18 protein-coding genes are annotated in these 24,791 nt (G+C 69.5%); 10 read left to right on the top strand and 8 right to left on the bottom strand.

What is annotated here, in order from left to right; translation table 11 throughout:
• Positions 1 to 187 precede the first annotated feature (187 nt).
• The 5 genes from AC1RVY_RS06160 to AC1RVY_RS06140 all read right to left on the bottom strand — a co-directional run bounded on the left by AC1RVY_RS06160 (position 188) and on the right by AC1RVY_RS06140 (position 6,526).
• Positions 188 to 1,516, bottom strand: coding sequence for an ABC transporter substrate-binding protein (locus AC1RVY_RS06160; protein ID WP_492805788.1), 1,329 nt, complete (start codon positions 1,514 to 1,516; stop codon positions 188 to 190).
• Between the two features lie 187 nt (positions 1,517 to 1,703).
• Positions 1,704 to 2,780, bottom strand: a complete 1,077-nt coding sequence (locus tag AC1RVY_RS06155) for a branched-chain amino acid ABC transporter permease (RefSeq protein ID WP_218297234.1) — start codon at positions 2,778 to 2,780, stop codon at positions 1,704 to 1,706.
• 28 nt (positions 2,781 to 2,808) lie between these two features.
• On the bottom strand, positions 2,809 to 3,738 hold the full coding sequence (locus AC1RVY_RS06150) for a branched-chain amino acid ABC transporter permease (protein ID WP_218297233.1): 930 nt from the start codon (positions 3,736 to 3,738) through the stop codon (positions 2,809 to 2,811).
• An 18-nt stretch (positions 3,739 to 3,756) separates the two neighbouring features.
• Positions 3,757 to 4,542: an ABC transporter ATP-binding protein gene (locus AC1RVY_RS06145; protein WP_055400027.1), complete on the bottom strand. Its 786-nt coding sequence runs from the start codon at positions 4,540 to 4,542 to the stop codon at positions 3,757 to 3,759.
• A 37-nt stretch (positions 4,543 to 4,579) separates the two neighbouring features.
• Positions 4,580 to 6,526 carry an AMP-dependent synthetase/ligase gene (locus tag AC1RVY_RS06140; RefSeq protein WP_369641278.1) on the bottom strand — a complete coding sequence of 649 codons (1,947 nt, stop codon included), beginning with the start codon at positions 6,524 to 6,526 and terminating at the stop codon, positions 4,580 to 4,582.
• A 237-nt stretch (positions 6,527 to 6,763) separates the two neighbouring features.
• Between AC1RVY_RS06140 and AC1RVY_RS06135 the strand changes: the two genes are divergently transcribed.
• The 3 genes from AC1RVY_RS06135 to AC1RVY_RS06125 all read left to right on the top strand — a co-directional run bounded on the left by AC1RVY_RS06135 (position 6,764) and on the right by AC1RVY_RS06125 (position 12,367).
• Positions 6,764 to 8,524, top strand: a complete 1,761-nt coding sequence (locus tag AC1RVY_RS06135) for an ExeA family protein (protein WP_492246294.1) — start codon at positions 6,764 to 6,766, stop codon at positions 8,522 to 8,524.
• Between the two features lie 2 nt (positions 8,525 to 8,526).
• Positions 8,527 to 9,393 carry a general secretion pathway protein GspB gene (locus AC1RVY_RS06130; RefSeq protein WP_492246295.1) on the top strand — a complete coding sequence of 289 codons (867 nt, stop codon included), beginning with the start codon at positions 8,527 to 8,529 and terminating at the stop codon, positions 9,391 to 9,393.
• 568 nt (positions 9,394 to 9,961) lie between these two features.
• On the top strand, positions 9,962 to 12,367 hold the full coding sequence (locus AC1RVY_RS06125; protein WP_492805784.1) for a glycosyl hydrolase family 18 protein: 2,406 nt from the start codon (positions 9,962 to 9,964) through the stop codon (positions 12,365 to 12,367).
• Positions 12,368 to 12,449: 82 nt separating this feature from the next.
• Here the strand turns inward: AC1RVY_RS06125 and AC1RVY_RS06120 are convergent, their stop codons facing one another.
• Positions 12,450 to 13,637 (bottom strand): ABC transporter substrate-binding protein, encoded by a 1,188-nt coding sequence (locus AC1RVY_RS06120; RefSeq protein WP_492805782.1) that lies wholly within the window; start codon positions 13,635 to 13,637, stop codon positions 12,450 to 12,452.
• A gap of 172 nt (positions 13,638 to 13,809) precedes the next feature.
• Between AC1RVY_RS06120 and AC1RVY_RS06115 the strand changes: the two genes are divergently transcribed.
• Positions 13,810 to 14,535: a Crp/Fnr family transcriptional regulator gene (locus tag AC1RVY_RS06115; protein ID WP_255591280.1), complete on the top strand. Its 726-nt coding sequence runs from the start codon at positions 13,810 to 13,812 to the stop codon at positions 14,533 to 14,535.
• A gap of 13 nt (positions 14,536 to 14,548) precedes the next feature.
• Here AC1RVY_RS06115 and AC1RVY_RS06110 read toward each other — a convergent pair whose 3' ends face one another.
• Complete coding sequence (locus AC1RVY_RS06110; protein WP_492254526.1) at positions 14,549 to 16,252, bottom strand: methyl-accepting chemotaxis protein; 1,704 nt, start codon at positions 16,250 to 16,252, stop codon at positions 14,549 to 14,551.
• 395 nt (positions 16,253 to 16,647) lie between these two features.
• Between AC1RVY_RS06110 and AC1RVY_RS06105 the strand changes: the two genes are divergently transcribed.
• From AC1RVY_RS06105 to AC1RVY_RS06080, 6 genes are all read left to right on the top strand, one after another.
• On the top strand, positions 16,648 to 17,544 hold the full coding sequence (locus tag AC1RVY_RS06105; protein WP_492246300.1) for a DUF4394 domain-containing protein: 897 nt from the start codon (positions 16,648 to 16,650) through the stop codon (positions 17,542 to 17,544).
• A gap of 68 nt (positions 17,545 to 17,612) precedes the next feature.
• Positions 17,613 to 18,191 (top strand): methylamine utilization protein, encoded by a 579-nt coding sequence (locus AC1RVY_RS06100; protein WP_218294373.1) that lies wholly within the window; start codon positions 17,613 to 17,615, stop codon positions 18,189 to 18,191.
• Entirely contained in the window at positions 18,191 to 20,536 is a 2,346-nt protein-coding gene (locus AC1RVY_RS06095) for a putative bifunctional diguanylate cyclase/phosphodiesterase (protein WP_492805780.1), read from the top strand. The genes AC1RVY_RS06100 and AC1RVY_RS06095 overlap by 1 nt, the downstream gene beginning before the upstream one ends.
• Positions 20,537 to 20,642: 106 nt before the next feature.
• Positions 20,643 to 21,668 (top strand): pseudouridine synthase, encoded by a 1,026-nt coding sequence (locus tag AC1RVY_RS06090; protein ID WP_492805778.1) that lies wholly within the window; start codon positions 20,643 to 20,645, stop codon positions 21,666 to 21,668.
• 64 nt (positions 21,669 to 21,732) lie between these two features.
• Positions 21,733 to 23,022 (top strand): esterase/lipase family protein, encoded by a 1,290-nt coding sequence (locus AC1RVY_RS06085; protein ID WP_492805777.1) that lies wholly within the window; start codon positions 21,733 to 21,735, stop codon positions 23,020 to 23,022.
• 111 nt (positions 23,023 to 23,133) lie between these two features.
• Positions 23,134 to 24,069, top strand: coding sequence for an exopolyphosphatase (locus AC1RVY_RS06080; RefSeq protein ID WP_218293065.1), 936 nt, complete (start codon positions 23,134 to 23,136; stop codon positions 24,067 to 24,069).
• An 11-nt stretch (positions 24,070 to 24,080) separates the two neighbouring features.
• Here the strand turns inward: AC1RVY_RS06080 and aqpZ are convergent, their stop codons facing one another.
• Entirely contained in the window at positions 24,081 to 24,776 is a 696-nt protein-coding gene (aqpZ, locus tag AC1RVY_RS06075) for an aquaporin Z (protein ID WP_492246303.1), read from the bottom strand.
• Positions 24,777 to 24,791 lie beyond the last annotated feature (15 nt).

The raw sequence follows: 24,791 nt of genomic DNA, 5'->3' as shown, positions 1-24,791 counted from the left end.
AACCCTTTGGATTGGCGGCTGCCAAAGAGGCAACCGCTGTTCACTGGCCCTTGAAACGGTCGCTGCCCAGGCCAGGGCCACCGCGCAAGGGCCGCCCCGCCGCGCTGGTGGCGTCCCCCTTCCCGCAGCGCGAAGCGCCAAGAGAGAAGGGGGAAGGCGCGTCAGCGCCTCAGGGGGATGGTCCGAATCAAGACTGGCAGTCCGCCGCATCCCGGCGCGTCATCTTCTTGTCGGCCAGGTACTTGTCGGCGCCCGCCTTGATCATGGGCTTGAGGATCTGCTCATCGGCCTGGTACCAGTCGGACGAGAAGTTCCACTTGGCGCCATCCCAGGTGTGCACGCGGGCCCAGGTGGAGCCCATGTGGTCGGCGCAGCTCGTGGACAGGGGGCGCATCACGCCGCCAAAGCCCATGGCGTCGAGCTTCTTCTGGTCCAGGGCCAGGTTTTCCATGCCCCAGCGCACTTGTTCGCCAGTCATGACCTTGCCCTTGCCAAAACGCTCCTGCGCGCGGCGCACCGATTCCACGGCCAGCATCTGGATGATCACGCCACGGGTGTACAGCACCGAGCCCACTTCGTCCTTGGGTCCCGTGCCCTGGCCCTTGTCGTGCACGTTCTTCAGGATGTCCTGGATCACCTTGGGCTGCTGGCCCGAGGTGTTCAAAGCCAGCGCGTTGTAGCCCTTGGCGCCTTCGCCCACGTCACGCACGTCCGGCTCGGCGCCAGCCCACCACACGCCATACATCTTGTCGCGCGGATAGCCGGTGGCCTGGGCTTCCTTGAGGGCGGTGGAGTTCATCACGCCCCAGCCCCACAGCAGCACGTAGTCGGGGCGGCTCTGGCGCACCTGCAGCCAGGTGGCTTTCTGCTCCACGCCGGGCGCGGTCACGGGCAGCATCTGCAGCTCGAAGCCATGCATCTTGGAGCGTTCCTGCAGCAGCGGGATCGGCTCCTTGCCGAACGGGCTGTCGTGGTACACCAGGGCGATCTTCTTGCCCTTGAGCTTGTCCACGCCGCCCGCGGCCTTGCCGATGTGCTGGATCAGGATGTCGGCGCCGGTCCAGTAGCTGCCCATGAAGGGGAAGTTCCACTTGAACGCCTGGCCGTCCTGCGCCACCGACAGGCCGTAGCCCAGCGTCATCAGCGGGATCTTGTCCACGGGGGCCTTCTCGGTCAGCGCGAAAGTGATGCCGGTGGCCTGCGGGTCGAACAGCGACACGCCGGGACGCCCCTTCAGGCGCTCGTAGCACTCCACGCCACGGTCGGTGGCGTAGCCGGTTTCGCATTCTTCAAAGGTGAGCTTCACGCCGTTGATGCCGCCGTCGCGGGCGTTGATCATCTTGATGTAGTCCTGCTTGCCGTTGGCCCATGGCACGCCGTTCGGAGCGTAGGGGCCGGTGCGGTACGACAGCAGCGGGAAGAACTGCTCCTTGGCTTGTGCGAAGGCACTGGTGGTGATGGTCGACGCACCGGCGGCGACCACGGCAGCGGCGATCACGAGTTTCGAAAGCTTCATGGATGTCTCCTTTGGATGAATGTGTTGAAGCACGGGGAAGAAACCGACGGATTCAAGGGCTGCGAGCTTTGCACTGGCATGCACGAGGCCAGCGCCACCGTGGAACTGGCTTTGCCAGGCCACCGGTGGCGTCCCCCTCCCGAAGGAGAGGGGGAAGGCGCGAAGCGACTCGGGGGGTGCATATCAATCAATGCGGGAAGGGCCACAGGCGCAGCTTCTGCTTGGCGGTGGACCACAGCTTGGCCAGGCCATGCGGCTCCACGATCAGGAACCACACGATCAGCGCGCCGAAGATCATCAGCTCGGCGTGCGAGACACCGGCGGTGGACACCTCGATGCCGAACAGGCCCATGAAGGCTGGCAGGAACTGGTTGAGCACGATGGGCAGCACCACGATGAAGGCGGCGCCAAAGAACCCCCCGGAGATGGAGCCCAGGCCGCCGATGATCACCATGAACAGGAGGCGGAACGAGATTTCCACCGAGAAGGCCGCGGGCTCCCACGCGCCCAGGTGCACGAAGGCCCACAGCGCGCCGGCCATGCCCACGATGAAGGAGCTCACGGCGAAGGCGCTGAGCTTGGCGTACATGGGACGGATGCCGATCACGGCCGCCGCCACGTCCATGTCGCGGATGGCCATCCATTCGCGGCCGATGGCGCCGCGCACCAGGTTCTTGGCCAGCAGGGCAACGACGACCAGCAGGGCCAGGCAGAACAGGTACTTGCTGGTGGCGCTCTCGATGGGCAGGCCGAAGACCTGCAGGTTGTTCACCGAGACCGAGCCCGAGTCCGAGTTGTTGGTGAACCACTTGATGCGCAGGAACATCCAGTCGGAGAAGAACTGCGCGGCCAGGGTGGCCACCGCCAGGTACAGGCCCTTGACGCGCAGGCTGGGCAGCCCGAACAGGATGCCGAAGAACGTGGCGCACAGGCCGCCCAGGATCAGCGCCGGAATCAGCGGCATGCCTGGAAAGCGCACGAAGAAGTTGTAGGCGCCATAGGCCCCCACCGCCATGAACGCGCCCGAGCCCAGCGAGATCTGGCCGCAGTAGCCCACGAGGATGTTCACCCCCAGGGCCGCCAGCGCCATGATGACGAAGGGAATCAGGATGGCGCGGAAGATGTAGTCGCTGGCCAGCATGGGCACGACCAGGAAGGCGACGGCCAGCAGCAGCGCGATGGCGATGCGGTCCTGCGCGATGGGGAAGATCTGCTGGTCGGCGCGGTAGCTGGTCTTGAACTGGCCGTTTTCGCGGTAGAGCATGGAAGTTTCCTGTTCTTGTTGTTATGGGTTACACGCGGTCGATGATCTTCTCCCCGAACAAACCTTGCGGTCTGAACAGAAGGAACACCAGCGCCAGCACATACGCGAACCAGATCTCGATGCCCCCGCCCACGAACGGGCCCAGGTACACCTCGGACAGCTTCTCGCCCACGCCGATGATCAGCCCGCCGATGATGGCGCCGGGCACGGACGTGAGGCCCCCCAGGATCACCACCGGCAGCGCGCGCAGCGCCACCGTGGTCAGCGAGAACTGCACCCCGAGCTTGCTGCCCCAGATCATCCCGGCCACCAGGGCCACGACGCCGGCCACGCACCATACGATCACCCAGATGCGGTTGAGCGGAATGCCGATGGATTGCGCGGCCTGGTGGTCGTCCGCCACGGCGCGCAGGGCGCGGCCGGTGGACGTCTTCTGGAAGAACACCGACAGCAGCGCCACCAGTGCGGCGGCGATGGCGGCGGCGATCACGTCTTCCTTGTTCACCAGGATGCCGCCCTGGAAGAGGCTGTCCAGCATGAAGATCGGGTCCTTGGGCATGCCCACGTCGATCTTGTAGATGTCGCTGCCAAACAGCGTCTGGCCCAGGCCTTCCATGAAGTAGGTGATGCCCAGCGTGGCCATGAGCAGCGTGGCGCCTTCCTGGTTCACCAGGTGGCGCAGCACCAGCTTCTCGATCAGCCAGGCCACCACGAACATGATGGCGCCCGCAATCACGAAGGCCGCGAGGTTGGCCACGATGGGGCTGCTGATGCCCGTCCACTTGGGAATCCACTCGGCAAAGCGGGCCATGGCCAGCGCGGCGAACAGCACCATCGCGCCCTGCGCGAAGTTGAAGACGCCCGATGCCTTGTAGATCAGCACGAAGCCCAGCGCCACCAGCGAATACAGCATGCCGGCCATGAGGCCGCCGATCAGTGTTTCGAGAAAGAATGCCATTGTTTTTTTCTCCCGCCCTTAGTGGCTCGTGCCCAGATAGGCACTGATCACGTCTTCGTTGTTGCGCACTTCGTCGGGGCTGCCGTCGCCGATCTTCTTGCCGTAGTCGAGCACCACCACCCGGTCGCTGATGTCCATCACCACGCCCATGTCGTGCTCGATGAGCACGATGGTGGTGCCGAACTCGTCGTTCACGTCGAGGATGAAGCGGCACATGTCCTGCTTCTCTTCCACGTTCATGCCGGCCATGGGCTCGTCGAGCAGCAGCACCTGGGGCTCCATGGCCAGGGCCCGGCCCAGGTCCACGCGCTTTTGCAGGCCGTAGGGCAGCTGGCCCACGGGGGTCTTGCGGAAGGCCTGGATTTCCAGGAAGTCGATGATGTGCTCGACGTATTCGCGGTGGCGGATCTCCTCGCGCTCGGCGGGGCCGATGCGCAGCGCCTGCATCAGCAGGTTGCTTTTGATCTTGAGGTTGCGCCCGGTCATGATGTTGTCGATCACGCTCATGCCCTTGAACAGCGCCAGGTTCTGGAACGTGCGCGCCACGCCCATCTCGGCCACCTGGCGCGAGTTCATGTGCGAGAAGGTCTTGCCGCGGAAGGTGATGGAGCCGTCCTGCGGCGTGTACACGCCGTTGATGCAGTTGAGCATGGAGCTCTTGCCCGCGCCGTTGGGGCCGATGATGGCGCGGATCTCGTGCTCCTTGACGTTGAACGAGATGTCCGTCAGCGCCTTCACACCGCCAAACCGCAGGCTGATGTTCTTGACGTCGAGGATGACGTCACCGATCTTCTTTTTGGTCATGGATTGAATGCCTGGACTCAATGGGTGGGGTGCGGGGTCATGCGGCCTTTTTCACCGGCGCGAAGGTCTTGGTGTCCGACAGCTTCAGGGTGGCGCTCACGCTGCCGGTGCGGCCGTCCTCGAACTTGACCTGGGTCTCGATGTATTGCTCGGTGCGGCCCGCGTAGAGAGCGTCCACGAGCACGCCGTATTTCTCGGCGATGAAGCCGCGGCGGACCTTGTTGGTGCGCGTGAGCTCGCCGTCGTCGGCATCGAGTTCCTTGTGCAGCACCAGGAAGCGGCTGACCTGGCTGCCCGCCAGCATGGAATCGGTGGCGAGGTCGGCGTTGACCTTCTCGATGCACTCGCGGATCAGCTCGTACACGTCGGGCTTTTGCGCCAGGTCGGTGTAGCCCGCGTAGGGCAGGTTGCGGCGCTCGGCCCAGTTGCCCACGGCGTCGAAGTCGATGTTGACCATCACGCACACCTTCTCGCGGCCGTCGCCCAGGGCGACGACTTCCTTGATGTGCGGGAAGAACTTGAGCTTGTTCTCCACGTACTTGGGCGCGAACATGGCGCCGTCGTTGGCGCCGCCCTTGATGCGGCCCACGTCCTTGACGCGGTCGATGATCTTCAAGTGGCCCTGCGCGTCGAGGAAGCCCGCGTCGCTCGTGTGGTACCAGCCGTCGGCCGTGAGCACCTCGGCCGTGGCCTTGGGGTTCTTGTAGTACTCCTTGAGCAGGCCGGCGGACTTGACCAGGATCTCGCCGTTGTCGGCGACCTTGATCTCCACGCCCCGGATGGGCACGCCCACGGTGTCGGCGCGCGCCTGGTTGTCGGGCTGCAGGCACACGAACACGGCGGTCTCGGTGGAGCCGTACAGCTGCTTCAAGTTGATGCCGATGGAGCGGTAGAAGGTGAACAGGTCGGGCCCGATGGCCTCGCCCGCCGTGTAGGCCACGCGCACGCGGCTGAAACCCAGGTTGTTGCGCAGCGGGCCGTACACCAGCAGGTTGCCCAGGGCGTACTTGATGCGGTCGAGCGTGCCCACCGGCAGGCCGTCCATGAGCGCGGGGCCCACGCGCTGGGCCACGGCCATGCAGGCCTGGAACATCTTGCGCTTGAGGGTGCCCGCGTCTTCCATGCGGATCATCACGCTGGTGAGCAGGCCTTCGAAGATGCGTGGTGGCGCGAAGTAGTAGGTGGGGCCCACTTCCTTCAGGTCGATGGTCACGGTGCTGGCCGACTCGGGGCAGTTCACCACGTAGCCGCAGGCCAGCCACTGCGCATAGCTGAAGATGTTCTGGCCGATCCAGGCCGGGGGCAGGTAGGCCAGCACCTCTTCGCTGCTGGTGAGCTTGTCGAACTCGGCGCCCGCGGATGCGCGGTCCAGCAGCGTGCTGTGGGTGTGCACCACGCCCTTGGGGTTGCCCGTGGTGCCCGAGGTGAAGAACATCGCCGCCACATCGTCGGGCTGGGCCTTGGCCACCTCGGCGCGGAACCACTGGGGGTTCCTGGCGGCATGCGCCTTGCCCGCCTCGATCAGCGAGTCCAGCGACGCGAGGCCTTCTTCCTCGTAGTTGCGCAGGCCGCGCGGATCGTCAAAGAAGATGTTCGAGATCTGCGGGCACTGCGCGCGGATCTCGAGCAGCTTGTCGACCTGTTCCTGGTCTTCCACCAGGCAAAAGCGCACCTCGGCGTTGTTCAGGGGGAAGATGCATTCGGCGCCCACGGCGTCCTGGTACAGGGGCACCGGAATGGCGCCCAGCGATTGCGCCGCGAGCATGGTGGCATACAGGCGGGGGCGGTTGGCGCCGATCACCACCATGTGCTCGTGGCGCTGCAGGCCCGCCAGGTGCAGGCCGGCCGCCACCTGTTCCACCAGGCGCACCAGGTCGGCCCAGCTGTGGGTCTGCCAGATGCCGTATTCTTTTTCGCGCAGCGCCGGCGCGTCGGGGCGCTCGGCGGCATGCTTGAGCAGCAATTGCGGGAACGTGGTCTTCATTCCGGTTCCTAAAAGTAAGAGGTGTCGGCCCGGGGGCTGCCGGGGCGCGGCTGGGTGCCTTGTGGCAGCGCGTTGGGTCCAATGCTAGGACCCACTTTGACGCCATCTTGTCTTGCCGACGACAATTTACGGGAAACTACTCGGTGGGTGAAACCCTGCCTCCCTGTCCGGGCAGGCCCCGCGCTGTGCCCGGGTACGGCCGGGGGTCGTTTCATGGCGGGGCGGTATCCTCACGGCATGTACGCCCCGTTTTTCGGTCTTCAGCATCCCCCGTTTTCCATAGCACCGGACCCGCGCTACCTGTTCATGAGCGAGCGGCACCGCGAGGCGCTGGCGCACCTCCTGTATGGGCTGGACGCGGGCGGCGGCTTCGTGCTGCTCACCGGCGAGGTGGGCACGGGCAAGACCACGGTGTGCCGCTGTTTCCTGGAGCAGATTCCGGCGAACTGCAACGTGGCCTACATCTTCAATCCCAAGCTCACCGTGGGCGAGCTGCTGCGTTCCATCTGCGACGAGTTCGGCGTGCCGCACAAGCCGGCCGTGCCGGGGGTGGAGACGGTCAAGGACTGCATCGACCCGCTCAACGCGTCGCTGCTGGCCGCGCACGCCTCGGGGCGCAACAACGTGCTCATCATCGACGAGGCACAGAACCTCGCGGCCGACGTGCTGGAGCAGTTGCGCCTGCTCACCAACCTGGAGACCAGCGAGCGCAAGCTGCTGCAGATCATTCTCATCGGCCAGCCCGAGCTGCGCGCCATGGTGGCGCGGCCTTCGATGGAGCAGCTGGCCCAGCGCGTGATCGCGCGCTTTCACCTGGACGCCCTGACCCCGCAGGAGACGCAGCAGTACATCGCGCACCGCCTCGCCGTGGCCGGGCTCAACGGGCCGATCCCATTCGAGCGGCGCGCCATCCAGCGCGTGCATGCGCTCTCCCACGGCGTGCCCCGGCGCATCAACCTGCTGTGCGACCGGGCGCTGCTCGGCGCCTACGCGGCGGGGGCGCGCCAGGTCACCAGGGCCATCGTCAACCGCGCCGCGCGCGAAGTGTTCGACGCACCGGCATCGGCCGCCGCGGCGCGCAGCGCGCGGCCACCGCTGCCGCGCTGGGCGTCCACGGGCCTGGGCGCCGTGGCGGGTGCCGTGGCCGTGGCGGCGGCGGGCTGGGCGCTGGGCCTGTGGCCCGCGCCGCAGCCGGGGCCGCAGGCGGCCACGGGCGCCGGAGCCGCCGCTCCATCGCGCGCGGCCTCCCGTCCCGCCGCCACGCCCCCGCCGCCCATAGCCGCGCCCCTGGTGGCGCCCGCGGTGCTGGCGGCGGCGTCCACCGAGTCCGCCGCGCAGGGGGCGGCCGCGGCCGCCATCCCGCCGGGGGCGCAACCTTCCGCGCTGGAGCAATTCGTGCTGGCGCAGCCCGCCAGCGATGCGCCGGCCTGGCAGGCGCTGGCCTCGGCCTGGGGCGTGAAGCTGCCCGCGGGGGCGGACGCTTGCGCCACCTTGCCGCGCGAGGGGCTGCGCTGCTACCGCAACCGCCGCGCGGGCCTGAACCTGGTGCGGCAGATCGACCGGCCCGTGCTGCTCGCGCTGTATCCGTCGGATGAAGCCGAGGCCCCGGTCTCCGTGCTACTGCGCGGCCTGGACGGCGAGACCGCCGCGCTGGAAGGCGGCGGCCGCACGCTGCGGGTGCCGGTGGCCGAACTGGCGCAGGCGTGGCGCGGCGACATCGCCACGCTGTGGCGCACCCCGGCCGGCATGCCCGATCGCGGCGAGATCAGCGACACCCCGGCCGGCGCGGCCTGGCTGGACCAGCAACTGGCCAGCAAGGCGGCCGGCGGCACGGGCTCCGGCAGCCGGCCGGTGACGCCCGCGCTGCGCCAGTCGCGCATCCACCGCTTCCAGCTGGCCCAGGGCGTGACGCCCGATGGCCGTGCCGGCCCCCTGACACTCATGCTGCTCAACCGCGCCACGGGCGTGAACGAGCCGCGCCTGCGCAACGGAGACTGACCATGTCCTACATCCTTGATGCGCTGCGGCGTGCCGACGCCGAACGTGGCCGGGGGGCCGTGCCGGGCCTGCACTCCCAGGCCGCGCCCGCGGCCGGGGAATTGCCCGCCGTCCACCGGGCGGCGCCGGCCCCGCTCTGGGCCGTGGCGGCGGTGGTGGTGGGCGTGGCCGTGCTGGCGGCCGGAGGTACCTGGTGGGCCCTGCGGCCGCAGGCCCCGGTGGCGACGGCGATGGCCCCGGCCGCGCCCGCCGTGGTGGCGCCTGCCCCTGCCGCGCCCGCCACACCCACAGCACCTGTCACAACGGCAGCTCCAGTGGCGCCGCCGCCCCCCTTGGCTTCTTCCGTGCCCGCGCCGGCGCCGCCGCCAGAGCCCGCGCTCGCCCGGACGGCCCCGCCGGCGCCCGCACCCGCACCCGAGCCGCGCCCGGCGGACAGCAAGCGCGCGGCGGACAAGCGCGGCGGCACCGCGCGTGAGCGCGAGCGGCCTGTGGCCGCGGTGGTGGTGGCACCACCCGCCGCACGGGCGCCGGTGGCCGATCCGGCGCGCCCGCGTGAGTCGCTTGGCGCGCCGCTCCCAGCCAACGGGTCTGCCCCGCGCTCCACGCAGGACCCCGGCGCCGCGCCGCCGCCCGCGAGCCCGGTGTTCGCCCAGACCGACCTGCCGGACACCCTGCGCGCGCAGTTGCCCGCGCTCAAGGTCACGGGGGCCACGCATTCCAGCAACCCGGTGTACCGCATGGCCATCGTCAACGGGCAGGTGCTGCACGAGGGCGACCAGGCCGCGCCGGGCCTGGTGCTGGAGAAGATCGAGCCGGGGCGCACGGTCTGGACCTTCCGCGGCTACCGGTACGCGGTGGCCGCGCAATAGGGCGTCCCCGGGGCGCCGGCACCCCCTGGGATGCCGGCCGGTGCGTCTGCATGACGCCTGCCGCTCCACCAGGGCCGCCCGTGGCGCGGCCGTGGACTCTTTTGCTCTCCTGGCGCGGGCCGCGCTGAGCGCGCTTTTGCGGGGCTGGCCGCCGCCGCAGGGCGGCGAACGCCTGGGTTCCGTGCGGGCCGGTGGACCGCGGTGCGCCACCGGGGGGGCCGCGCCGGTGCACGGGGCGGCCACGCCTTTCTGCCGCGCGCCGTGTTCGGGGTGGGTGGGTGGAGCGGGTCTTACGACCCGGCGCACAAGGTCGTAGGACATCAGTCGGATGGATTTGCCGCCCACCCCTTCGGACAATGGGTCCGGTGGCGGAGCGCTGCCTGCAAGGCCTGCGTTCCTGCCTGCCGCCGCCAAAGCGCCGTGCCTGCTGCCGGTATGAATCCAATAGCAAAGAATCAATATGGGACAAGCGTCAAAGCCACATTTGATTCGGGAATCACACCGTTCTGCCGCGCGGCGTTTTTGTTTTCTTTTGCCCTTTGCCTTGTCTTCCAGGAGAAATTTCACCATGCCCCATCTACCAGCGGCGAGGGAGCGCGCAGCGCGTTCCTGGCGCATCCGGTCCCGCCATGCAGGGACCCTGCTGCGGCTATTGGCCGCCTCCTGGATGCTGGCCGGCGGCAGCGCGATAGCGCAGGCCAGTTGCGCGCCGGGCCAGTGGCTGGCGGAGTACTTTCCCAATACCGGACTGTCCGGCGCACCGGCGCTGACCCGCTGCGAAGAGGGGCCGATCGACCGCTACTGGATGACCGACAGCCCCGACCCCCGGCTGCCGGTGGATGGTTTCTCCGCGCGCTGGACGGCCTCGGTGCCCTTTGCGGCCGGCACCGCCCGGTTCGTGACGTTTACCGACGATGGCGTGCGCGTGTTCGTCAACGGCCAGCGGGTGATCGACAACTGGACCCCGCACGGCATCACGATGGACGTGGCCGAACTGCCCCTGGCGGCCGGCAACCATACGGTGCGCATGGAGTATTTCGAGGCCGGCGGAGAAGGCCTGGCCCAGCTCGTCATCGAAGGCGGGGCCGAGCCGCCGCCGCCCGCGCCGCCACGCATCCTGTCGTTCGGGGCGGACCCGGGCACCATTGACGCTGGCGCCACGAGCACCCTGGCGTGGAGCACCGAGAACGCCGCCACGTGCACGGCATCCGGCGGCTGGAGCGGCGACCGCCCCGTCAGCGGCACCGCCCCCGCCAGCCCGGTGGTGACGACCACCTACAGCCTGAGCTGCAGCAACGCGCAGGGAGATGCCACCGGGGCCTCCACGGTGATCCTCGTGCGCAACAGGCCGCCGCCGGTGCCCCCCACCATCGCCAGCTTCGCCGCGACGCCCAGCCGCATCCGGCCGGGAGAAAGCGCGCGCCTGGACTGGCAGTCTCAGAACGCCTCCGGCTGCACCGCCTCGGGTGGCTGGAGCGGTGCGCGCCCGGTGCAGGGCAGCGAGCAGGTCAGTCCTGCCGCCAGCGCCGCCTACACGCTGGAGTGCGTCAACAGCGCGGGCCAGGCCACCAGCGCGCTCGTCAACGTGACGGTGGACGCAGGCAACCCGCTGCCCCCGGTGGGCGGCGTCACCGCCACGGCCACCCAGCAGGGCGTGCGTGTTGGCTGGAACCCCGTGACCAAGAGCGGCAAGTGGGTCAATGGCTACTACGCGGGCTGGTTCTGGAACCTGTTCCCGCCGGACGCCGTGGACATGACCACCATGACCCATTTCGTGTTCGGCCGCTATGCGCCCGCGCTGGGCTCGCTGCCCGGCGGACAGGCGGGCGATCTGCTGGAGGGCGCCGGAACGGGCCACCTGGCCCATGTGGAGGATGCGCTGATCGCCAAGGCCCATGCGGCGGGCGTCAAGGCGGTGATGATGGTGGGCGGGGACAGCGATGGCGCGGGGTTCATCGCCGCCACGGCGAACCCCACGGTGCGCGCACGCTTCATCAAGAACATCCTCGACAAGGCGGTGCAGAAAGACTACGACGGCGTGGACATCGACTGGGAAGAAAAGCTGGACACCGAGGCCGGCCGCGCCCAGGCCCTGGCGCTGCTGCGCGAGCTGCGCGCCGCCTCGGCGCTGCGTGCCCGCTACCAGGCGCCGAACGCGCCGCTGGAACTGAGCTGGCCCGGCTTCTGGGTGAACAAGAACCAGCCGGACATCACGCCCTGGCACGCCCAGGTGGCCGAGCTGGTGGACCAGTACAACCTGATGACCTACAGCATGGCGGGCGACTGGGGCTGGAAGTCGTGGCACCACTCCCCCCTGTTCGGCGAGGGCGACCTGCACCCCACGTCCATCGCCTCCACGGTGCAGGCCTACCTGAGCGCGGGCGTACCGCGCACCAAGCTGGGCATTGGCATCGGGCTCTACGGCGTGTACTACCCCCGTCCGGTGACGGGGCCGCGCCAGGACCTCACGGGCATGCAGGGCTGGGTGGACAACGGCGACTGGATGAACAACTACCAGCGCCTGGTGGAGGAAAACGCCTTCGGGCAGCCCGGCGCCGCGTATCGCTGGGACGACGTGGCCAAGCAGGGGTACATCACGTACTCGCAGCCCTGGTACCGGGGCTCCACGCCGGTCACCTACCTGAGCTTCGAGGATGAGCGCTCCATCGCCGAGAAGGGCAAATGGGTGCGCGAGCAGGGCCTGGGCGGCACGCTGGTGTGGACCATCAACTACGGCTATCTGCCGCAGTCCGGCACCAACCCGCAGATGCAGGCGGTCAAGAAGTCCTTCATTGCAAGCAGTGCCGCCAGCTACCGGGTGTACCGCGACGGCGTGGCGATCGCCACGGTCACCGATCCGGCCTACACCGACACCACCGCGCCCAGCGGCAGCCACAGCTACCAGGTCAGCATGCTGGATGCGTCCGGCAACGAAGGCCCCCTGTCCGCCGCGGTGGTGGTTCAGGTGCCCTGATTCCGCCCGCGCCACGGGGCGGGCGGCGCCCGTCCGGTGGCCGGGGGAGGGCAGAACGGCCGAAGGCCGCCGAGGCCCGGGCTCAGCGCAGGAAGCGCCCGTCGCGCCCGACCAGCGTCAGCTCGACAAAACGCGAGGCGTTGCGGTCCGGGGTGGTGGCATGGATCTCGAAGCCGCCCAGGTCCCACTTCTTGAGGTTCCAGGTGGCATCGATGAAGGCGGCGCGCGTGGGGTTGCGCCCCGCGCGCTGCAGTGCCTCGGCGAACACGCGGGCGTTGATGTAGCCCTCCAGCGCCAGGTGCGAAGGTTCTGCGGTGGCGCCCGCCGCCTTCCAGGCCGCCTGAAAGTCCCGCACCACCGGCATGACCGCATTGGAGGGCAGCGGCACGACCTGCGAGATCGCCATGCCCGTGGCGTCCGCGCCCAGGGCCTTCACGGTGGCGGGCGTGCCCATCACCGACAGCGCATACAGCGTCACGCCGCGCTTGATGGCGCGGAACGCCTTCACGAACTCCAGCGTGGGCTTGCCCGCCAGGCCGATCACGATGGCCTCGAGGTTGCCGCCCGCCAGCTTGGCCGCCGCCGTGCCCGCGTCCGAGGCATTGTTCTCCACCGTCACGGTCAGCGCCTCGGGCAGCTTGAGGCGGTCCATCGACTGCTTGGCGGCGGTGAACACCTCTTTGCCGAACGAGTTGTTCTGGTAGACGATGCCGATGCGCTGGATGCCGATGGTGGACAGGTGCTGCACCAGCTTTTCGGCCTCGTCGGCGTAGCTCGCGCGGATGTTGAACACGTTGCGGGCACTCTTGGTGCGGCTCAGCTGCGCGCCCGTGAACGGCGCGAAGAACGGGATCCCGCTCTCGACCACCTTGGGCAGCATGGCGTCGATCATGGGCGTGCCCATGCAGTTGAACAGCGCGAAGGTGCCCGGATCGGCCAGGAACTGCGTCATGTTGGCCAGCGCCTTGGGCACGTCGTAGGTGTCGTCCTGGGTGACCAGCTCGATGGTCTTGCCGTGGATGCCGCCCCGTGCATTGATGCCCGCAAACGCCGCCTTGGCGCCCTGGTGCATGGCCGAGCCGAGATCGCCCAGCGGGCCGGTGAGGGCGGTGGACTGTGCAATCCGGATGGCCCCTTCCTGCGCGCGGGCGCTGCCCAGTCCCAGCCAGGGCAGGCTGATGGCCGCGGCCAGCAGCTGGCGCCGGGCAAGGCGTGGCGAAGGGCGGATGGCTGGCCGTGCCAGGCCTGCGGGCGGGTGGTTGTCGGGCATGCGTGTCTCCTCGGGTGGCCCAGGCGGGCGCATCGGCTGCTGGGGAGGCGACATCATCCCGTCACAATTGACATTTTTTTGTCGTTCTGACGACAATCCGGGTCGTGGTATTCCCGCATCGCATGCCCCCTTTGTCGCTCTCCCCCGGACCCGCACCGCCATGGACTCACGCATGAACCAGGATCTTTCGCTCCACCAGCGGCGCCGGCCGCCCACGGTGGACGAGCTCGGCGGCATACCCTGGCTGAGCCTGCTGCTGCCCGCCGAGCGCGAGCGGGCCGTGGCGTCGCTGCTGGTGGGGGACGCCAACGCGGGCGACTACGTCTGCCGGGTGGGGCGGCCGGTGACCTACTGGTTTGGCGTGGTGGAGGGCCTGCTCAAGATGAGCAGCGACAACGCGCAGGGGCAGACCATGACCTACGCCGGCCTGCCGCCCGGGGGCTGGTTTGGCGAGGGCACGGCCTTGAAGCGCGAACCCTACCGCTACAACATCCAGGCGCTGCGCAAGAGCGTGGTGGCCGGGTTGCCGATCGACAGCTTCCACTGGCTGCTGGACCACTCCATCGGCTTCAACCGCTTCGTGATGAACCAGCTCAACGAGCGGCTGGGCCAGTTCATCGCCGCGCGCGAGATCGACCGCCTGAACAACCCCGACGTGCGCGTGGCCCGCAGCCTGGCATCGCTGTTCAACCCGGTGCTGTACCCCGGCGTGGGGGAGGTGCTGCGCATCACGCAGCAGGAGCTGGCCTATCTGGTGGGCCTGTCGCGCCAGCGCGTGAACGAGGCGCTGGCGGCGCTGGAGGCGCAGGGCGCGATCCGGGTGGAATACGGCGGCCTGCGCGTGCTGGATCTGCTGGCGCTGCGCTCGAGCATCTTCCCGCTGCAGCAGGGCGTTTGAGCGGCGGCGGGCCTCAGCCCGGCAGCGAGGGTTGCTGGCCGCGCGAAGGGGGCTGCAGGCTGGCGCGCTGCGGGGGCGCCGGTACGGGCACCGGCGCGGGCGAGGCGGCGCCGCCGCTCCAGTGGTTCTCGCCGCCGCCATCGCGCGTGAGGCGGAAGGTGCCCACCATCTGGGTGAGGCGGCCCGCCTGGTCCTTGAGGCTGTCGGCCGCCGCGGCCCCTTCCTCCACGAGGGCGGCGTTCTGCTGCGTCATTTCCTCGAGTTCGCCCACCGAATGGCTCACGTGGCCGATGCGCTGGCTCTGTTCCTGCGTGGCGGCGGTGATCTCGCCCATGATGTCGGACACGCGGCGCACCGACAGCACCAGCTCCTCGATGGTCTTGCCCGCGTGGTTCACCAGGGTGCTGCCCTCCTGCACCTGATCGACGCTGGCGCCGATCAGGGCCTTGATCTCGCGCGCGGCATTGGCCGAGCGGCCCGCCAGGCTGCGCACTTCGCCCGCCACGACGGCGAAGCCCCGGCCCTGTTCGCCGGCACGGGCGGCTTCCACTGCGGCGTTGAGGGCCAGGATGTTGGTCTGGAAGGCGATGCCGTCGATCACGCTGATGATGTCGGCGATCTTGCGCGAACTGGCGCTGATGGTGTCCATGGTGCGCACGACCTGCGACACCACCTCGCCCCCGCGCGTGGCCGCGTCGGACGCGGTGGACGCGAGCTGGTTGGCCTGGCGGGCCGAGTCGGCGCTTTGCGACACGGTGCCGGTCAGGTCCACCAGCGCGGTGGCCGCGCCCTGCAGATTGTGCGAGGTCTGCTCGGTGCGCTGGCTCAGGTCCAGGTTGCCCGAGGCGACTTCCGAACTGGCCACGAGGATGGAGTCGGCCGTCTGGCCGATCTCGCCCACCAGCGTGCGCAGGCGCTCCTGCATGGCGGCGATGGCTTCCAGCAGGCGGCCGGTTTCGTCCTGGATGCGCACTTCCACCTGCGAGGTGAGGTCGCCGCGCGCGATGCGTTCCGCCACCACCACGGCGCGGCCGATGGGGGCGGTGATGCTGGCGGTGATGCGCCACGCGATCAGCGCGCCGAGCCCGATGGCCAGCAGCACCAGCAGGCCGCCCACCATGCGGGCGTTGCTCTGGGTCTGCTCGGCCGAGGCCGTGGCGTCGGCGTTGAGGCTGTTCTGCAGCTCGATGAGTTCGCGCAGCTTGGCGCGCCACGCGGTTTCCACGGGCGCCACGCGGGTCATCAGCGCCAGGGTCGCGCTCACCGTGTCGCCGTCGTCGGCCGATTTGATCGCGTTGTCGAGCTCGGGGCGAGCCTTGCGGCCCAGCGCCTGCACCTCGCCCAGCAGCTTGATCTCGGCGCGCGTGGCGCCGGCGGGGGTGAGGAGTTCGCCCAGGGCGGTTTCCTGGCGGCCGTATTCCTTGAGCGTCGCGGAAATGGCAGCGATCTGTTCGTGTGCCTGCTTGGGGTCGATGTCGTTGAGCATGGCCGCCGAGCGGCTCTGGATGCCGATGGCGCTCACGCTCTCCAGCATGCCGTTGACGAGCTTGGACTTGCTGGCGCCGGCACCGGTGACCTGGCGCATCTGCTCATGCACCTTGCCCACGGAAAGCTGGCCCACGGCAGCGACGGCCACCACCAGCACCAGCATGCAGCCGAAGCCCAGGCCGAGCCGGCTGGAGATCGACAGGGATTTGAGTGATGAAGCGGCCGGCATGGTGTTCCTTGAGGTCTCTGGGTGCAATGGATCGGGATGCACAAGGCAAAGCAATAACGGGGCCCGCATCAGCCGGGCCGGCGGCCGCGCCCCGCACGCCGGCCCAGGGCAGTGTAGGCAGAATTGACAAGAAGTGTCATGAGGCTTGCGGATGGCGCCATGCCCGTTGTGCATGGGTGTTTGTTACAAATGGCCTTCCAGGGCGTGCACCACTCCCGCAGGGCAAGAGGCGGGGTGGAGGCTGTGGGAAAATGAGGGAAAATACGGCAAAGCGGTGTACTGCATTGGGCTTTTTGCTATTTGATTGGTAGCATTTGGCGGGTGCTTCGTTGGCCGGTGGCCCCCGGTGGCGCACCCCATCATGTATAAACCCGTTACAGATGTGAGGCCTCAGGATGAACCCGCTTTCCCTCCCCCTGGCGTGCCGCGCCGCCGCCGCCGCGCTGGTGGTCGCCGCGCTCGCCAGCTGCGCCACGGCACCCGCGCCTGGGCCGGACCAGCGCGAACTGGTCGTCGCGGTCACGGCGTCGCACGAGCTCATCACCTTCCATGCCGGCCAGCCGGAGCGCATCCTGGAGCGCCGCTCCGTGACGGGCCTGGCCCCGGGCGAGCGGCTGGTGGGCCTGGACTTTCGCGTGGCGCGCGGCGTGCTGTATGCGCTCTCGCAGGCGGGGCGGCTGTACACGCTCGACATCCCCACCGGCGCCCTGCGCCCCGTGGGCCCAACGCCGGCCGTCCTGGCCCTGCGGGGGACGGCCTTCGGCTTTGATTTCAACCCCGTGGCCGACCGCATCCGCGTCGTCTCGAACGCGGGCCAGAACCTGCGGCTGCACCCGGACACCGGCGCCGTGGTGGACGGCGACCCGGCCGTCGAGGGCGTGCAGCCCGACCCGGCCCTGCGCTATGCCTGGAGCGACACGAACGCCGGCCGCGCGCCCGATATCGCGGGCGCCGCCTATACCTACAACGCGCAGGACGGCAAGCTCACCACCAACTACGCCATCGACCGTGCGCTCGGCGTGCTGGTGACGCAGGGCTCGCGGGAAGGCGCCACGCCCGTGGTGTCGCCCAACACCGGCCAGCTGCGCACCGTGGGGCCGCTGGGCCTGGGGCCCCTGACCGATGTGTCGTTCGACATCTCGGATGTCGGCAACACCGCGCTGATCGCCGTGCGCACGCCGGCCGACGGCCAGACGCGGCTGCACCTGGTGAACCTGGACACTGGCGCCACCCGTGCGCTGGGCAGGGTGGGCGAGGGCGCGCCCTTGCTGGGCATGGCCATCGAACCATGACGCATGCCTGCTTTCCCGCGCGCCGCACCGGGCGCCCGGTGGCCGCGTTCCTGCTGGCCGGTGCGTGCATGGCGGGCCTGGCCACGGCGGCGCGGGGTGCCACGGTGCAGGTGGACGTGCTGGACACCGCGGGCAAGCCGCTGGCCGACGCCGTGGTGTTCCTCGACTCGGCCGACGCGGCCCGGCAGGCCCGGCCGCTGGCCGGTGTGGAGATGGCGCAGGAGAAGCGAAGGTTCGTGCCCGGCGTGCTCGTGGTGCCGGTGGGCACCGAGGTGCGCTTTCCCAACCATGACTCGGTGCGCCACCACGTCTATTCGTTCTCGCCCGCCAAGAAATTCGAGCTCAAGCTCTACACCGGTACGCCCTCCAATCCCGTGCTGTTCGACCGGCCGGGCGTGGTGGTGCTCGGCTGCAACATCCACGACCAGATGGTGGGCTGGATCCTGGTGGTGGACACCCCGCACTACGCGCGCAGCTCCGCCGCCACGGGCAGGGCGCAGCTCGACAATGTGCCGCCCGGCACCTACACGCTGCGCGCCTGGCACACGCGGCTGCCGGTGGGCGCCCCCGCGCAGGAGCAGGCGCTGACGGTGCCCGCCGCCGGCGGCGCCGCCGCGTCGGTGCGTTTGGCGGGGTTGCAGCCTTGATGCAGCTGCGCCTGCTGCGGCGCAGCCTGATCCTGCGGCTGGTGGGACTCTCGCTGCTGCTGCTGCTCATCGTGCAGGCGGCGGGTTTTGCGGTGGTGCGCGCCACCATCGAGCGCAATGCGCGCGCCCAGATCGCCCAGGCCCTGGACCTGGACGAGAACGTCTGGCGCCGGCTCCTCGAACAGAACGCCGACAAGCTGCGCCAGGGCTCGGCCCTGCTCGCGGCCGACTACGGCTTTCGCTCCGCCGTGAATTCGGGCGACGAGGAAACCATCCAGTCCGTGCTGGAGAACCACGGCAGCCGCATCGGCGCCGCCGTGACGGCGCTGCTGGGCACCGACCTCACGCTGCGCGCGGTCAGCCTGTCGGGCAGCATGGAGGCGTTTCCGGCCACCCTGCGCGAACTGGTGCCGCCGCTGGCCGCGCAGGCCCAGGGCAGCCAGATCGCGGTGATGGACGGCGTGCCCTACCAGTTCGTGATGGTGCCGCTGCGCGCGCCGGTGGTCATCGGCTGGGTGCTGATGGGCTTTCCCATCCACCAGCCGCTGGCCGACGAGATGCGGCAATTGCTGTCGGTGCATGTGGCGCTGGTCGTCCAGGGCGCGGACGGCTCGGTCCAGGTGCCCGTGAGCACGCTGCCGCCCGGCCCGCTGGCGCTGCTGCAGCGCCAGGGCATTGCTTCGGGTGAGCTGCAGACGCCGGAAGGCACCTTGCTGGCGCGCACCATCCGCCTGCACAGCGTGGGCGGCGAGGTGCAGGCGCTGCTGCTGCGCTCGGTGGACGAGGTGCTCGCGCCCTACCGCCAGCTGCAGGTGCTGCTGGCCATCATCACCGTCGCCGGCGTGCTGCTGTTCGCGGTGGGCACGGGGCTGGTGGCGCAGCGCCTGACCACGCCGCTGCGCTCGCTGCTGGCCGCCACGCAGCGCCTCTCGCGCGGCGAGTACGACGTGCCGCTGGCGCACACCGCCCGCAGCGACGAGATCGGCAACCTCGCGCGCTCGTTCGACCATATGCGCGTGGACATCGGCGCGCAGCAAACGGAAATCCGCCGCCTGGCCTACTGGGACCGGCTCACCGGACTGCCCAACCGGGAGCGCTTTCGCGAAGCGGTGGTGCAGGCGATCGCGGGCGCGGGCGGCGTGGCGGCAGGGTCACCGCAGCCGCTGGCCGTGCTCACGCTCGACCTGGACCGGTTCAAGCATGTGAACGACGTGCTCGGCTATGCCTTCGGCGACCGCCTGCTGCAGGCCGTGGCCGAGCGCCTGCGCCAGCAGGTGCCGTTGCCCGGCCACATGGTGGCACGCCTGGGCGGCAACGAATTCGCCGTGCTGCTGCAGGGCGCCGATGCGGCCGCCGCCCACGACACCGCGCTGCGCATCACGCGCTCGTTCGAGGAGCCGCTGGCCTTCGAGGACCAGACGGTGGACCTGAGCGCCGGGATCGGCATTGCCTGCTGGCCAGGCGACGCGGACGATGCCGACACGCTGCTCAGCCGTTCCGAGATCGCCATGTACGCCGCCAAGCGCAAGCTCAGCGGGGCGCTGCAGTACGACGCGTCGTTCGATTCGGCCAGCACGCAGACCCTGTCCCTGCTGACCGAACTGCGCCGCGCCGTCGAACACCGCGAACTGCGCCTGTACCTGCAGCCCAAGGTGGCGCTGCGCGGCCAGCCCGGCCTGGCCGCCGAGGCCCTGGTGCGCTGGCAGCATCCGCAGCGCGGCCTGGTGCCGCCCATGCAGTTCATCCCGTTCGCCGAGCAGACGGGCTTTGTGCGCCAGCTCACGCTGTGGATGTTCGAGGAGGTCGCGCGCCTGCTGGCCGACCCGCGCACGCAGGGCCTGCCGCTCAGGGTCTCGGTCAACCTGTCCACGCGCGACCTGCTGGACCCGGAGCTCAGCGCGCGGCTGGCCGACATCCTGGTGCGCCATGGCGTGTCCGCCAGCGCCTTCTGCCTGGAGATCACCGAGAGCGCCATCATGGACGACCCCCAGCGCGCCGAGGCCATGCTCAACCGCCTGTCCCAGCAGGGCTTCAAGCTCTCCATCGACGATTTCGGCACGGGGTACTCCTCGCTGGCCTACCTCAAGCGCCTGCCGGTGGACGAGCTCAAGATCGACAAATCGTTCGTGATGGGCATGGCGGCGGGCGAGGACGACGCGATGATCGTGCGCTCGACCATCGACCTGGCGCACAACCTGGGGCTCAGCGTGGTGGCCGAGGGCGTGGAAACCGCGGACATCCTGGAGCGGCTGCGCTCACTGGCGTGCGACGAGGCGCAGGGCTACCACATTGCACGGCCCCTGCCCGTCGATGATTTCCTGGCCTGGCAGGCGCGCCAGGGGTAAGCTGTCCGGTTTTTCACCGGAGGCGGATGCCGCAGAGGCACCGCCGGCCGGCCTTTCCGCGCCGGGCCCGCAAGGCCCGTGCGACCCACAGGCGAAAATACGCGCAATGTCCTCTTCCAGTTCCCGTCCGCCCGCCGGCCCCGCAGCGGCTCCCGCCCCGGATGCCGGCGGCCCGTCCGCACCCGCGCCGCGCCCCGTGCTTCGCCGTCCCGTCATCGAAGCCAAGGCGGCCAAGGCAGCGCCCGCCCGTCCCGCGCCGGCGCCCCGGCCCTCCCGCGCGCCCGCACCGCCCACCTACCGCACGGCGTCGGGTGGCTTTGTCGCGCCGGTGCGGCAGGCACCCCCGCCTGCCGCACGCACCGTGGCACCCAACGGCCTGGTCAGCTCCCGCCTGAACAAGCGCATGGCCGAGCTGGGCATGTGCTCCCGGCGCGAGGCGGATGACTGGATCGCCCAGGGCTGGGTCAAGGTCAATGGCGAGGTCGCGGAGATGGGCGTGCAGGTGCTGCCCACCGACCGCATCGAGGTCGACAAGGTCGCCCAGGGGTTCCAGGAGCAGCGCGTCACCATCCTGCTGCACAAGCCCATGGGCTATGTGAGCGGGCAGGCCGAGGACGGCCACACGCCCGCCGTGGCGTTGATCAACCCCCGCACGCACTGGCGCGACGACCCCAGCCGCAACCGGTTCTCGCCGCCGCAGCTGCGTGGCCTGGCGCCGGCCGGGCGGCTGGACATCGATTCGGTGGGCCTGCTCGTTCTCACCCAGGACGGCCGCGTGGCGCGCCAGCTCATCGGCGAGGACTCCACGGTGGACAAGGAGTACCTCGTGCGCGTGCAGTACGGCGATGTCGCCACCGACGTGCAGTCGGCCTTCCCGCGCGAACAGCTCGCGCGGCTGTGCCACGGCCTGGCGCTCGACGGCCAGCCGCTCAAGCACGCCCAGGTCGACTGGCAGAACCCCGAGCAGCTGCGCTTCGTGCTCACCGAAGGCAAGAAGCGCCAGATCCGCCGCATGTGCGAGCTGGTGGGGCTCAAGGTGGTGGGGCTCAAGCGCATTCGCATCGGCCGCGTCACCCTGGGCAACCTGCCGGTCGGGCAGTGGCGCTACCTTTCTCCCGGCGAACGGTTCTGACAGGCCGGGCGCCCCGGCTTCTTCCTGTGTCGCTTGACCATTCCTGAACGGAGCCTTTCCACCCATGTCCCCAACACCGCGCCGCGGCGCCAATGCAGCCGGCCCCGGGGCAAGGCGGCCCGCCGAACCCTCCACGCCTGGCCCCCTGCGGCAGTTGCGCGTTTCCGACCTGCGCGGCGTGGCGCGGCTGGCCACGCAGGCCACCACGGGTATCAGCCGCGTGGCCGAGGGCGTGCACCAGTCGGTGCTGGGCACCCTGGGTTTGCCTGGCGGGGCGCAGCCCGGGCAGGCGCGGGGCCTCACGGGGCTGGTCTACCAGAGCATTCGGGGCGTGACATGGCTCGTGGATGCGGGGCTGCAGGCGGGCCTGGCGCGGCTGGAGCCGTTTTTCGAGCCTGCCGTGCCGCACACCGGCGTGCAGTGGGAGCGCGAGGCCGTGCTGGCCGCCCTCAACGGCGTGATGGGGGACCGCCTCCAGCGCGACGGCAACCCGCTGTGCACCCGCATGGGGTTCCACCGGGAGGGGCTGCCGCTCGACCTGCCCGCCCTGGCCGCCAGCGGCGCGGTCACCGGCAAGGTGCTGGTGCTGGTCCACGGCCTGTGCATGAACGATCTGCAGTGGCTGCACCAGGGCCATGACCATGGCGCCTACCTCGCGCAGGCGCTGGGCTGCACGCCGGTCTACCTGCGCTACAACACGGGCCTGCACACCTGCGCCAATGGCGCGGAGCTCGCGGCGCAGCTGGAATCCCTCGTGAGGGACTGGCCGGTGCCCGTGACGGAGGTGGCGGTGCTGGCCCACAGCATGGGCGGGCTGGTCGCGCGCAGTGCGTGCCACCAGGCGGTGGCGCAGGGGCTGGGCTGGCCGGCGCTGCTGCGCCACCTGGTGTGCCTGGGCACGCCCCACCATGGCGCGCCGCTGGAAAAAGCCGGCCACTGGGTGGACATCCTGCTGGGCAGCACGCCGTATTCGCGCCCCTTCGCACGGCTGGCGCAGCTGCGCAGCGCGGGCATCACCGACCTGCGCCACGGCCACGTGCTGGAATCCGACGGGCAGGGGCGCGACCGCTTTCACCGCCAGCCTGACCGGCGCGTTCCGGTGCCGCTGCCCGAGGGCGTGGCCTGCCATGCCATTGCCGCCACGCTGGCCGCGCGGCGCAGTCCGGTGGCTGAGCGGCTGGTGGGCGACGGGTTGGTGCCGTTGCACAGTGCCCTGGGCATCCACGATGATGCGCGGCGGACCCTGGGTTTTGCCAAGGATCGGCAGGCCGTGTTCCACCGGATGGGCCATCTGGCGCTGCTGGGCGATGCGGGCGTGGCGCGGCAGCTGGAGCAGTGGCTTCGGCCCGCGTGAGCGGCAAAGGGAGAAAAGCGGTCCGGTGGTCCGCTTTTCCATGCCAACGGCCTTGTGGGGCCTTGGCCCGCGGCTACCATGTGGCCATGAATATGTGACAAGGAGAAACTAGTGAGCGACGTGAAATACCGGCTGGTAACCCGCAGCGACTTCGACGGCCTCGTGTGTGCCGTGCTGCTCAATGAGCTCAATCTCATCGACGAGATCACCTTCGTGCACCCGAAGGACATGCAGGACGGCAAGATCGCCATCACCAGCCGCGACATCACCACCAACCTGCCCTATGTGCCGGGGGCCCACCTGGTCTTCGACCACCACGAATCGGAAACCGTGCGCAACTCGGGCCGGCGCGACGAAAACCACATCATCGAGGCCCATGCGCCGTCGGCGGCCCGCGTGGTCTACAACCACTACGGCGGCAAGGCGGCCTTTCCGCGCATCACCGACGAAATGATGGCGGCGGTGGACCAGGCCGACTCCGCCCAGTACTCCCGCGAAGACATCCTGGATCCCCAGGGCTGGGTTCTGCTGAACTACATGATGGATTCGCGCACGGGACTGGGGCGTTTCCGCGACTTCCGCATCAGCAACTATGCGCTGATGATGGACCTCATCCAGTATTGCCGCGACCACGACATCGCCGACATCCTGGCCCTGCCCGACGTGCAGGAGCGCGTGCAGCTGTACCGAGACCATGCCCCCAAGGCCCAGGAGCAGCTGCAGCGCTGCGCCATCCGCATCGGCAAGCTGGTGGTGCTGGACCTGCGCGAGGAAGAAACCATCTGGGCCACCAACCGCTTCATGATCTACGCGCTGTTCCCCCAGTGCAACATCTCCATCCACGTGATGTGGGGCCTGCAAAAGCAGAACACGGTGTTCGCCACGGGCAAGTCCATCCTCGACCGCAGCAGCCAGGTGCACATCGGCAACCTCATGCTGGAGTTTGGCGGCGGCGGGCATGCGGCCGCGGGCACCTGCCAGGTGGCCAACGACAAGGCCGACAAGATCCTGCAGACGCTGGTGCAGCGCATCACGATCGAGGGCTGAAGCCCGCCCCCTCAGTCGTCGCTGAGCAGCGCGCGGTAGATGGCGGCGCCCAGCAGCGCGCCTGCGATGGGCGCTGCCCAGAACACCCACAGTTCCGACAGCGCATAGGCCGGGCCAAACAGCGCCGGGCCGGTGCTGCGCGCGGGGTTGACCGAGGTGTTGGTCACCGGGATGGAGATCAGGTGGATGAGCGTGAGGCACAGGCCGATCGCCAGCCCGCCAAAGCCGCTGGCCGCGCGTTTGGCCGTGGCGCCCAGGATCACGATGAGGAACACGGCCGTCAGCACGACCTCCGTCACCACGGCGGCCACCAGGCCATAGCCGCCGGGGGAGTGTTCGCCATAGCCGTTGGTGGCGAAACCCCCGATGTCCGCGCCCGGCTTGCCGGTGGCGATGAGGTACAGCACGCCCGCCGCGGCGATGGCGCCCAGCACCTGGGCCACCACGTAGCCGGGCAGCTCGGACGCCTTGAAGCGGCCACCCAGCGCCAGCCCCACCGACACGGCGGGATTGAAGTGCCCGCCCGAGATCGGTCCCAGGGCATAGGCCCCCGTCAGCACCGTGAGGCCAAAGGCCAGGGACACGCCGACAAAACCAATGCCCAGCTGAGGAAAGGCCGCGGCCAGCACGGCGCTGCCGCAGCCGCCCAGGGTCAGCCAGAACGTGCCGAGGAACTCGGCGGACCATTTTTGAAGGGATGTGGGCATGGCAGGACGGCTCCG

The organism is Acidovorax sp. GW821-FHT11A03 (assembly GCF_058809075.1).
Note: the sequence above shows the minus strand (reverse complement) of the source record. Positions and strands in the feature narration are given on the sequence as shown.